This window comes from Acidovorax sp. SUPP2825 (assembly GCF_030158995.1).
GTDB lineage: Bacteria > Pseudomonadota > Gammaproteobacteria > Burkholderiales > Burkholderiaceae_C > Paracidovorax.
The window spans coordinates 296625-308151 of the sequence record NZ_BQXK01000004.1 but is presented as its reverse complement, the minus strand read 5'-3'; the positions used below and the strand labels follow the sequence as shown (position 1 = coordinate 308151).

The window sequence follows — 11527 nt, the reverse complement described above, 5'->3', positions numbered from 1 at the left end:
CCGGGCCTGCAAGGCCCCTCATGCACCCAGGCGCAGACCGCTGCTGGGCCTCATCACGCTCAAACGGCTACTGGCGCCCACTCCTCCCTATTCGGATTCGTCAAACATGGGGTTGTGAGAGGCTCCCGACAGGAATCTATTTGCGAAGAAATCCTGGAAAAACTCCCTGATCGTTTTCAGCGGGCCGGGTCTTTTCATGCCTTTGAGCATCGAACGCAATCGAAAGTGGATATTCCGTGTTTCTATGACGAGGAATACGAAACCCCCTTGAGCCTGATCTTTGGTGGGCTGTTTGATTACGGCATGAGCGATGCCCATAAAAAAGCCATTCAGGCCTTGTGCTCTCCCGATGAATGGCACATGCTGAAACCCTTGGTGGAGGATCGTGCCTCACCAGAGGAGAAAGCCGTACGCCCATTTCTGATGAGCAGGTTTCCGCTTTTTGAATGGGTGGCGGAAGAAAATATCGATTTGTCTGGCGATTTGGAACGGCCTGATTTTTCGACGGAGGAGGGGCCTTACCCCATCTATTTGTCAACCAGCGAGGCGGAAAAATTCTTGAGAAAAAGCGGCTACCGCTTACCGTGGGACCATGAGTGGGAATATGTGGCAAAAGAATTGCGGGCGAATATTTTCATTGGTGGAGATAAATTGCCCCGAGGCGATCTTTCAAAAAATGTCTGTCTGACGTCTTTCGGAAGTGCTTCGAAGAATAAGAAAGCCTCCAATTTTTTTGGAATCGCAGGGCTCGGTTTGGCAGCGATGACCAAAGTGGAGGGCCGCAATGGCGTGATGGTGAGGGGCGGTGCTTCCGGTTTCTATCCATTCCAAGGCCCAGCGCAATGGGCGATGCTTTCTACGGAACTTCAAATCCCCCTGCAAAATATGCCCGATTCTTTGGCGGGCATCCGGTTGTGCATGGATATTCCGAATTAAGCTGGAAAGCTGCAGATTGCCGGGGCCAGCGGATACCTCGCCCCTCCCGGTTTCGGATGGCGTGCGAATGGTTCGCCTTTGCCCATGTCCAAGATGAGGGCTGGGATAAGGTATTCCCTTTGCTCCTTTGCTTTGAGGAATCGAAATGGGAAACGCATGCTGCACGCCTACGGTATCTGGCAGTGGCCGGATCAGCCGCCAGAACTCTTCCGCCGAATCGGTTCGGCCTTCTGCTGAGGAGCCGCGGCGCAGCAGCAGCCACGCCAATGCAACCCCATTGCCCATCAGTCCCAGGCGCAGCAGCAGTGGCGGTAGTGAGGAAAGCGGGCCTTTCAACCGTTTGCCTGGCGATCTGCAGCACCACATCGGCAGCTTGCTGCCCAGGACGGGGCGTTCGGCGCTTCGTCAGGCTTCGCAAACCCTCCATCAGGCGTTGCCCCGTGGCGAACGAGACGTCATGCATTCCATCGAGGGGGTTCATGCCCTGCTGGGTATCAATCCAGGCACGCCAAACGATGAAGTTTCATTGGCCATTGGCCGCGCTATCCAGGCCGCACAAAACCATCCGGGATGGACCGACCGGGGCAGGCTGCTGGTGGCTGCGCGGCACGCGGTTCAACCTCTTCAAAACCATCCTGACCGTGAGCAGTTGTTGCTGCAGATCGATTCCGCGATCCAGAACAGCGGATTGAGCGCAGAGCAATGGAGGCGTACCAATGCCGTCTTTGCCCACATGGTCAACGCCAGGGCCAACGCGTAGGCAGACGGGTTTCATTGGCCTGCGCAGAGCGATGCACATCGCTCCCTGCGGTCGGCTCGGTGCTGCGCCGCCGCCTCACTCCCCTTGCGACCCCCGGTGCGCCCAGCCCGTGGTGTGCTTTTCCAGCACGCTGAACAGCTCGTACATCACCATCGCCATGGCGCCCACCACCATCAGGCCGGCGAAGGCCAGGCCCATCTGCATGGACGAGCCGGCCGAGATCAGCAGGTAGCCGATGCCCTCGTTGGCGGCGGTCATCTCCGACACGGTGGTGCCCACGAAGGCGAGGGTGATCGCCACCTTGAGCGAGCCGTAGAAGTACGGCAGGGAGCGCGGCAGGCCGACCTTGGTGAGCACGTCCCAGCGCTTGGCGCCCAGCACGCGCAGCACGTCTTCCAGCTCGGGCTCCAGCGTGGCCAGGCCCGTGGCGATGTTGACCATGATCGGAAAGAAGCTGATGAGAAAAGCCGTGAGGATGGCCGGCCCCACGCCGATGCCGAACCACACGACGAGGATGGGCACGAAGGCGGCCTTGGGCAGGGCGTTGAAGGCGGTCATCAGCGGGTAGACGGCGGCATACGCCAGCCGCGACGATCCGATGACGAAGCCCAGCAGCACCCCGACCACGATGGCGATGCCGAAGCCGGCCATGGTGACCCAGAAGGTGCGCCAGGCGTGGCCCGCGATGATCCACTTGAACTCCACGAACTGCGTCCAGATCGTCCAGGGGCTGGGGAAGATGAACTCCGACACGCCCAGGCCCGAGCAGATCACCTGCCACAGCACGAGCACCGAAAACAGCAAAACCCAGGGCGACCAGCGCTCCACCCGTTTCTTGTGCAGCGCGTTCATTGCGTGATCTCCCCGCCGGTCTTGCGCAGGGCGCCGATGTGGCCGCGCAGTTCCAGCACGATGTCGGTGAATTCCTTGGTGTAGGTCAGTTCCAGCTCGCGCGGGCGCGGCAGCTCGATGTCGCGCTTGACCACGAAGCGGCCGGGGCTCTTGCTCATCACGTACACGGTGTCGGCGAGGAAGACGCTCTCGCGCAGGTCGTGCGTGACGAGGATGACGTTGAACTGCTGCTCGGCCTGCAGGTCGCGCAGGATGCACCACAGCTCCTCGCGCGTGAAGGCGTCGAGCGCGCCGAAGGGCTCGTCCAGCAGCAGCATCTTGGGCTCGTGGATGAGGGCGCGGCAGATGCTGGCGCGCTGCTGCATGCCGCCCGACAGCTGCCAGGGGAACTTGTCTTCATAGCCGGCCAGGCCCACCTTCTGCAGCAGGGCGCGCGCGCGGGCCTCGTATTCCTTGCGGCGGGCCTTGAACTGGCTGCGGTGCGGCTCGACGATCTCCAGCGGCAGCAGCACGTTGGCGACGGTGGTGCGCCAGGGCAGCAGCGAGGGGGCCTGGAAGGCCATGCCCGAGATCTTGAGCGGGCCGGTCACGGGCTGGCCGTCGGTGCGGATCTTGCCCATCGAGGGCATGCGCAGCCCGGTGGCCAGCTTCATGAAGGTGGACTTGCCACAGCCCGAGGGCCCCACGATGGCGATGAACTCGCCGCGGCGCACCTGCAGGTCGATGGCTTCGACCGCAAAGTGGTTGGCGCGCAGCAACTCTTCGTTGTAGGCGAGCCAGACATCGCGAAAATCCACGAAATAGGTGTCGTCGGCCTGCATGGGATGAAAGAAGGGTTTGGAGTGAAAAGGGCCGCCAGCACAATCAATACTAGGGCATATTGCTATTAAATTTGTAGCAATTGCCGGGTGGTGCGTGGCGGGCTCGGGAGGGCCGGGGGGCTGACCCCCATGGGCCGGCCCCCGGTGCCATCACTTCCTGGGCAGGATGTTCAACTCGGCCGCCGGCGGCAGGAAGCTGCCGTTCCACACCGTCTCGGCGTTCACGCGGGACTTGGTGGCGAACGCGTCGGACACCTGCGAGGCCATCAGTGCCAGGCGCTGCGGCTTCGCCTGGCCGAAGCCTTCGGCCCGCGCGTCGGCGCTGTTGACCACGGTGTCGATGGCCAGTTGCAGGCGGCGGGTTTCCAGGGCCACGTTCACGATGCCGTCGCGCTCCTTCACGGAGGCGATGGCGGCGGCCGGGTTGGCCATGACCTCCTTCGCGCCTTTGGTGAAGGCCTTGAGGAAGGCGCGGATCGCCTCGGGGTTCTCCTTGACCAGCTTGGGGCTGGCGATGATCACGTTGCCGTACAGCTTCACACCGAAGTCGGCATAGGGCAGCACCACCACGTCACTGGCCTTGGCGCCGCGCGCTTCCAGGTTCAGCAGCGAGGTGAAGGTGAAGCCGGTGATGGCGTCCACATCGCCGCGCACCAGCATGGTCTCGCGCAGCGGCGGGTCCATGGCGGTCCATTGCACGTTGCCGATGCCGTTGGCCTTGGCGAAGATGGGGAAGGCGCGGCGGCCGGCGTCAAACACCGGGGCGCCCAGCTTCTTGCCGGCCAGGTCGGCGGGCTTGGCGATGCCGCTCTTCTTGAGCGCCATGACCGAGGCCGGGGTGTTGTTGTAGACCATCATGACGGCCACGGGCTTGTTCTGCGCGTCGGGGTTGTTGGCGTGGAATTCCATCACCGCGGCCAGGTCGGCGAAGCCCATGTCGTAGGTGCCCGAGGCCACGCGCTGCACGGCGCCGCCGGAGCCGTTGCCCGCGTCCACCGTCACGTTCAGCCCGGCCTCCTTGAAGTAGCCCTTGGCCGTGGGCAGCAGGAAGAACGCGGCCGGCCCTTCGAAGCGCCAGTCGAGCTGGAACTTGATGGGCGTCAAGGTCTGGGCCTGGGCCAGGGTGAACGCGCTGGCGGCGGCCAGGGCCACCACGGCTTTCAGGAGGGAACGTTTGTGCATGGGGTCTCCGGTCGTGTCGGTCGATGGCATCCCGATCAGCAAGATCGATGCCCGGTTCCAGGCTCTGCCCCCGGCGGGGCGGTGCGGGCATGAACCAATGCGGTGCATGCTGCGGGAGGGTCTCCACCGTGGTGCCTGGCGGTCGGAGCCCCTGCCGGCACGGTCGCAGGGCGGGAGGAAGGCGGGCAGAGCCGGGTTCGGCATTCCGGCGGCGCGTTCGCATCCGTGGTGACCGGTATCACCCCGTGGCGTTTCAATTTTCCCTTTTTCGAGCGAGGGGAGCCATGCCCATCCAGCCGAGTGCCTTTCCTGGCATATTCATCCGCACCTCGACGAGGGCGACCCAAGATGGAAGCGGCCCCGCGCTGCAGGGCGCCGAGTTCGTGCGGCGCAACGAGTCAGCGCTGCAGCAACTGGCCTCGCGGGATTCGGGCCGTGCGCTGCTGCGGCAGATCGAGGCCATCACCGCGATGGCTCCGCGCAAGCGGGTGGTCCTGACCCCTGCCCAGAACGGCAAAGTGCATGTGCGCTCGTTCCGGCGCGACGACGCCACGCAGGAACGTATCGGCTTGAACAAATTGGAGGACATCGACGCCTACCTGAGCGAGCGGCGCGCGCCCAGTGCCTTCATGCCGGTCGTGGCGGCGGCCCCTTTGCCCGGTCTTGAAACACCCGGTGCCGATGAAGCGTGGGTCTATACAGACCCCGAGGTCGCATGGCGGTATCCCACGCCCGAGTCCGGCGAAGGCGAACCCAGTCCTGCGGATTACGTCGCCACGCTGGCGCATGAGTTGATTCATGCCCGAGACAGCCTGCACGGCATCCATCCAGCACGCACTGCGGACGAAACCCGTTACCAGCATCCTGGCGCGAAAGCGCCTATTCCCCGATCGAATCTGCCCGCAGAACTGCGCACGGTCGGTGTGGGCGCCCATGCCGGCGCCAATCCCTCGGAAAACACGATCCGGGCCGAACAAGGGCTTACGCAGCGCCCCAGCTACCACGGCTTCACCACGGATGGTCACGGCGACGTGGCGGCATTGTCAGTGGTGCCTGGTAAAACGCAGGACGGGTCCGTCTGAAAGGCGGCCGGGCCTGGATTGCCAACGTTTTTCGTATATCGATATGCGGGTTTTCCCCAGGTGGTGGTTTCGCTTCCCGGCGGGGGCTTCGGGACTTCCAAAAAAAGCCGGCAGGCGAGGCAAGATGACTCGCATGTCATTGCTCTCCAAACTCTCGAACCGCTTCGGTCTGGCCCGCTTCAGCGTTGATACGCCCGTGGGCCAGAAACAGCAGACGCCATCGATCCCCAGTGCCGCGGTGCGGCCGCCCCTGGACGGCCCGGCGCGCCGGCGCGCCCACGCGGCGGCATCGACCCTGCCGCCGCGTGGCGCCTTGCCGGACAGGAATGAGGCCGCTGGCCACGCCAACGCCCCGGCGGCCGCGCAGGCCGCTGCCGCCCAGCCCCAAGCCACCCATGTGCTGCTCGATGCCATGGCACAGGCCGAGCCCGACGGCTCCGCGTTGACGAAGGCGCTGTTCGGGCCGGGTGGGCAGCGTTTCGGCGTGGCGGCAGATCTCGCACTCGCGCTGACCGAGATGGATTTTTCGCGCATGGCACCGATTCCGGGGCTTCCTGGCGCGCCCACCGTGATCCTGGCCGAAGCCCTGGCCGCCGCGACGGGCGGCGACGCACAACTGGCACTGGGCGCGCTGGAACTCCTGCAGGAGTTTGATCCGCAGCAGGAAATCGCCGCGGCCTGGCAGCAGCGGGCCGGTGCGCCGGACGACGACGCGGCCTCGGTCTTCTACACGCCCGCAGGCTCCTTGCATGGGGGCGACGACGAGCCGGCTCCCTTGTCGCCCCCGGTCTCGCCCGCAGTCTCGCGCTCGGCATCGGCCTCGTCGATGGAAGGGGGTTCGGTCTATCACACGCCCTCGGCTTCGCTGGATGGCGGCCCTGACCGGTCGCTGCCGGGCTCGCCGCGGCGCTCCGATGCGGGCCTGCCGAGCGATGCCACCTTGGCGGCACGGCGGGCGGTGTGGCAGGTGGCAGCCGCCCTGGCCGACACGCCCATGGGCCTGGACGTACTCCAGGCCGTCGTGGCACGCCCTGTGGATGCGGCGCACAGCCGGGATTTCGCGCTGCTGCTCAAGGCCGCAACGGCGATGCCGCCCGGGCGCGCGGAGCGGGGTGACCCTGCCGCCATCCTGGCCAGCGCGCCGGCCCTGGACACGCTGACGGGCAAGGCCGTCGCTTGCGCCGCGGCGCGGATGGTGGGCGATGTGGCCGCGGCCCTGCCCCACCGGTGGGCGCTGACCGCCGTGCGCAACGACCTGTTCGAGACCGGGCCGGGCACGGATTTTTCGGCCATCAACGGCCGCCTCATGAAAACCGGCCGCTGGATCGAGCGTGCCACGCCGGAACGCGGGCGCCTGCTGCGCAATCCGATCTTCGGCAAGTCGCCTTTCCGGGCCCTGCGCCACGGAACGCAGAAGGTGGAGCGGGGCCCGGCCGTCGCGCGCCACCGGCTGGCGCGCGAGACGGCGCTGCGCGAGGCCGCCGCCGCTTTGCAGGACCAACTGATCGACGCCGCACCGCACCTTCGCTCGCCCGGCCCCGGCCGGGTGCCCGAGGCGTTGCTGCGCGCGGCGGTGCTGCGGCATTGCCTGGAGACGCCGGTACCGCAGTCGTTCGAACGGGCGGGCTTCGACGAGGCGGCCTGTGCCGACATCGCGGACCGCCTGGCGCTCCTGCTGTCGCGAGACCCCAGGCCGGGCTTGGCACGCCAGTTGGCGCAATCGCCGCAGTTGCTGGCGCTGGCCGACCTGCGCCTGGACGCCGAGGCGATGGGCCAATGGTTTTCCGAGGCCCGCGAGGCGACCGGCAATGTCCAGGCGCTGGAGCGAGAAAACGTGCACTGGGTGCAGGCCATCTCCAAGGCCCTGGCGCGGGCCGAGGAAGAGGTGCAAGGCCGCGACACCCGGGTGCCGGTGATCACTCGCGAGACCGTGCGTTCGGCATTGAAGGACATCGTCGCCAACATCGAGGGCTCGTCGCGGCTGCGGCTGAGCAGCGGCGGGCTGGTCGGCGTGGGGCTGCGGCAGATCACGTCGTCGATCAGCGCGGTGGCGAGCGCCTTCTTCCTGCGGGGACGGATCGATGGCCGGGCGCAGCGCGGCCGCCAGGCGGTGTTCGAAATCGCCATGCCGCCCTACGACATGGAGCTGGTGCTGGGATCGCAGCGCCAGGTGGCCAAACAGGTGGGGGTCGGCGCGTTCGTCGGTCCGGACATCGGCGTGGCGAAGGCGGGGGTGAACGTCGATACGGTGCTGTACGGAAGGGAGGACGCCGAGATGCAGGGCATCTCCCTGCGCTTGCCGCGCATCGGCCGGCCGGTGCCCGAACTGCGGGCCGAGTTCTCGGCGCTGGTGGACGCGCTGCTCGACGGCAGCGAAGGCGGGGCGCGGGCGGATGACCCCACTGATCTCCTGCAGCGGCTGCTGCAGGAGTTTCCTGACCTCACGGTCAACCGTGTCGGCCTGGCCGGCGATGGCCGCCGCCGGCATGGGCTGGGAGCGGACCTGATGGGATCGATCGGGAAGTGGCATGCCAAGGTCAGTGCCGGTGTCGGCGGCTTCGTCGAGGCCCAGCGCGATGTCACCAAGCACTACGCCGACGCCACCGGGCGCATGCGCGTGGAACGATCGATCCAGGGAAACAACCTGCGCGCCGGGGTTGGTGCCAAGGTGTCGGCTGGCCCGTCCGCCACCGTCGCGTCGGACACCTCGTTTTCTGGCAAGGTCGACGTGTCGCTCGCCGCGGTGCAGTTCGGCGTGGGCGCGGAACACATTCTCTCGGGCGTGTCCCACCGGCGGGAGGCCGTGTACGAGGACGGCCGCCTGCATCCGCTGTCGTTCGTCGAGACGGAGTACCAGAAAGTCGATGCCTTCATGGAGTCGATGAAGCCGCAGAGGGACGCGTGGGTGGACGCTGGTGCCGACCCTGCGCGCCTCGATGGCCTGTTGAACGACATGAGCGGCGATGCGGCGCCCACCCACAGCTTCGCGGCACGCCACATCGTGACGCCCGAGGCCCGCGCGCGGGACGATGCCTACCGCTCGTCGATGCAGCTGTGCGCGAAGCACCCGAGCGGCTTGCCGCAGGCCATCTCCGCGCTGGCCGAAACGGTCGAAGCGCAGTGGAAGGACCCGGCGGCCAAGCAGCCCTATTCGCTGCGCTCCTACGAGCGCAACATGGTGCAGAAGACGCAGGGCGTGGAAGTGGTGGTGCAGTTGGCGAGCGTGGAGGCGGCCGAGGCCTCGCACATCGACAACCGCCTGGATGTTCCGGCACAAAGACCCCGCCGCGCGTGAGGTGCGGGGGATCGATCTGCTATCCCGGGGATGTCAGCCGGTCATGGGGCGCCGAGCCTTGCGCAGGCGCCTGCCGCCAGCCCCATCCCCCGGGCGGGGAGGGCCTGGCGGCGCCCTTGCGTTCAGCGGGCCTTGGCCGCTGCCGCGTTCGCCGCGGCCAGCGCGGTCATGTTGACCACGCGGCGCACGGTGGAGGAGGGCGTCAGCACATGGGCCGATGCCGCGGCACCCAGCAGGATCGGGCCGATGGTGGTGCCGTGGCTGCCGGTGGTCTTGAGCACGTTGAACAATATGTTCGCCGCGTCCAGGTTGGGGCAGATCAGCACGTTGGCCGAGCCCGACAGCGTGCCTTCCAGCAGCGCGGTGTGGCGGATCTTCTCCGACAGGGCCGAGTCGCCGTGCAGTTCGCCGTCGCACTCGATGTGGGGCGCCGCCTTCACGAACAGGTCGCGTGCCGCGCGCATCTTGCGGGCCGAGGGGCGCGTGGACGAGCCGTAGTTGGAGTGCGACAGGAACGCCACCTTCGGCGGCAGGCCGAAGCGCTGCACTTCCTCGGCCGCCATCAGCGCGATCGCGGCCAGTTGCTCGGCATCGGGCGCCTCGTTGATGTACGTGTCGGCGATGAACAGCGTGTGCTGGTCCAGCGTGAGCGCGTTCACCGTGGCGAAGTCCGGCGTGCCTTCCTTCAGGCCGATCACCTGGCGCACATGCTCCAGGTGGTGGTCGAAGCGGCCCACCAGCCCGCACAGCAGCGCGTCGGCGTCGCCCAGACGCACCATGAGCGCGCCGATCAGCGTGTTGGAGCGGCGCACCGCGGCCTTGGCGGCCTCGGGCGTGATGCCGTCGCGGCCCATGAGCTGGTGGTAGGCCTCCCAGTACTGGCGAAAGCGCGGATCGTCCTCGGGGTTGCAGATCTCCACGTCCTTGCCCGGCTGCAGGCGCAGGCCGGCCTTGGCGATGCGCGTGGCGATGACGGCGGGGCGGCCGATCAGGATCGGGCGCGCCAGGCCTTCGTCGACGGCCACCTGCGCCGCGCGCAGCACGCGGTCGTCCTCTCCTTCGGCATAGGCCACGCGCTGGGGCGCGGCCTTGGCGGCGGTGAAGACCGGGCGCATGAACATGCTGGTCTGGTAGACGAAGCGGGTGAGGCTTTCGCGGTAGGCGGCGTAGTCCTGGATGGGCCGCGTGGCCACGCCCGAGGCCTCGGCCGCCTTGGCCACGGCCGGGGCGATGCGCAGGATCAGGCGCACGTCGAAGGGCGTGGGAATGAGGTAGTCGGGGCCGAAGGACAGCTCCTGGCCCGCATAGGCGGCCGCCACTTCGTCGCTCATCTCGGCCTTGGCGAGGTCGGCGATCTCGCGCACGCAGGCCAGCTTCATCTCCTGCGTGATCTTGGTCGCGCCGCAGTCGAGCGCGCCGCGGAAGATGTACGGAAAGCACAGCACGTTGTTGACCTGGTTCGGGTAGTCCGAACGGCCCGTGGCGATGATGCAGTCGGGGCGCACGGCCTTGGCCAGCTCGGGGCGGATCTCGGGCTCGGGGTTGGCCAGGGCCAGGATGATCGGCTTGTCGGCCATGGTCTTGACCATCTCGGCCGTCAGCACGCCGGGGGCCGAGCAGCCCAGGAACACGTCGGCGCCGTTGACCACGTCGGCCAGCGTGCGGGCGTCGGTCTTTTGCGCGTAGCGGGCCTTGGATTCGTCCAGGTTGGCGCGGCCGTCGTGGATCACGCCCTTGGAGTCCACCACGAAGATGTGCTCGCGCTTCACGCCCAGTCCCACCATCACGTCCAGGCAGGCGATGGCGGCGGCGCCTGCGCCCGACACGGCCACCTTCACCGCGCCGATCTCCTTGCCCACCAGTTCCAGGCCGTTCAGCAGCGCGGCGCTGGAGATGATGGCCGTGCCGTGCTGGTCATCGTGGAACACCGGGATGTTCAGGCGCTTGGAGAGTTCGCGCTCGATGTAGAAGCACTCGGGCGCCTTGATGTCTTCCAGGTTGATGCCGCCCAGCGTGGGCTCCAGCGACGCGATGATCTCCACCAGCTTGTCGGGATCGCGCTCGGCCAGCTCGATGTCGAACACGTCCACGCCCGCGAACTTCTTGAACAGGCAGCCCTTGCCTTCCATCACCGGCTTGCCGGCCAGCGGACCGATGTCGCCCAGGCCCAGCACGGCCGTGCCGTTGGTGATCACACCCACCAGGTTGCCGCGCGCCGTGTAGTCGAACGCCAGCGACGGGTCGGCCTGGATGTCCAGGCAGGGGTAGGCCACGCCCGGCGAATAGGCCAGCGACAGGTCGCGCTGGTTGGACAGCGGCTTGGTCGGCGTGACCGAGATCTTGCCGCGGCTGGGGTTGCGGTGGTATTCGAGCGCGGCTTCGCGCAGGGCCTGCTCGGCTGCGGACAGTGTGTGTTGTGTCATGGATGGAGATCCTAGGGAGAAATGCGCAGGGAGCTTACTCCAAGCGGGGCGCGGAAATCCTCCCTGCCAATGCGGATTGCGCATGGCGTGCTACGCGTTCGCAAAGGCCCGCGCGATGGCGCAGCCATGGTGCGGGCATCCCGCCGCCATGGCGTCGACATCGCGCCGCCATCGCA

General features: G+C 66.9%; 8 protein-coding genes. 4 read left to right on the top strand and 4 right to left on the bottom strand.

Features of this window, described 5'->3' with window-relative positions; all coding sequences use genetic code 11:
- Both AVAK2825_RS07890 and AVAK2825_RS07885 read left to right on the top strand, forming a co-directional pair.
- Positions 1-936 (top strand): hypothetical protein (locus AVAK2825_RS07890; protein ID WP_284396294.1); only part of this gene is annotated, 936 nt, incomplete at its 5' end.
- Positions 937-1393: 457 nt separating this feature from the next.
- A complete protein-coding gene (locus tag AVAK2825_RS07885) occupies positions 1394-1696 on the top strand; it encodes a hypothetical protein (RefSeq protein WP_284396292.1) in 303 nt (100 codons plus the stop codon).
- 75 nt (positions 1697-1771) lie between these two features.
- On the opposite strand, the gene AVAK2825_RS07880 is transcribed toward AVAK2825_RS07885, so the two are convergent.
- From AVAK2825_RS07880 to AVAK2825_RS07870, 3 genes are all read right to left on the bottom strand, one after another.
- Positions 1772-2548 (bottom strand): ABC transporter permease, encoded by a 777-nt coding sequence (locus AVAK2825_RS07880; RefSeq protein ID WP_284396290.1) that lies wholly within the window; start codon positions 2546-2548, stop codon positions 1772-1774.
- Positions 2545-3369 carry an ABC transporter ATP-binding protein gene (locus AVAK2825_RS07875; protein ID WP_284396288.1) on the bottom strand — a complete coding sequence of 275 codons (825 nt, stop codon included), beginning with the start codon at positions 3367-3369 and terminating at the stop codon, positions 2545-2547. Before AVAK2825_RS07875 ends, AVAK2825_RS07880 begins: the two co-directional genes overlap by 4 nt.
- Positions 3370-3519: 150 nt before the next feature.
- Complete coding sequence (locus AVAK2825_RS07870; protein WP_284396284.1) at positions 3520-4551, bottom strand: ABC transporter substrate-binding protein; 1032 nt, start codon at positions 4549-4551, stop codon at positions 3520-3522.
- A 284-nt stretch (positions 4552-4835) separates the two neighbouring features.
- Between AVAK2825_RS07870 and AVAK2825_RS07865 the strand changes: the two genes are divergently transcribed.
- Entirely contained in the window at positions 4836-5633 is a 798-nt protein-coding gene (locus tag AVAK2825_RS07865; protein WP_284396280.1) for a M91 family zinc metallopeptidase, read from the top strand.
- 133 nt (positions 5634-5766) lie between these two features.
- Positions 5767-8928 carry an amino acid adenylation domain-containing protein gene (locus AVAK2825_RS07860; protein ID WP_284396279.1) on the top strand — a complete coding sequence of 1054 codons (3162 nt, stop codon included), beginning with the start codon at positions 5767-5769 and terminating at the stop codon, positions 8926-8928.
- Positions 8929-9050: 122 nt separating this feature from the next.
- On the opposite strand, the gene AVAK2825_RS07855 is transcribed toward AVAK2825_RS07860, so the two are convergent.
- Positions 9051-11351 carry an NADP-dependent malic enzyme gene (locus AVAK2825_RS07855; protein ID WP_284396277.1) on the bottom strand — a complete coding sequence of 767 codons (2301 nt, stop codon included), beginning with the start codon at positions 11349-11351 and terminating at the stop codon, positions 9051-9053.
- Between the last annotated feature and the right edge of the window lie 176 nt (positions 11352-11527).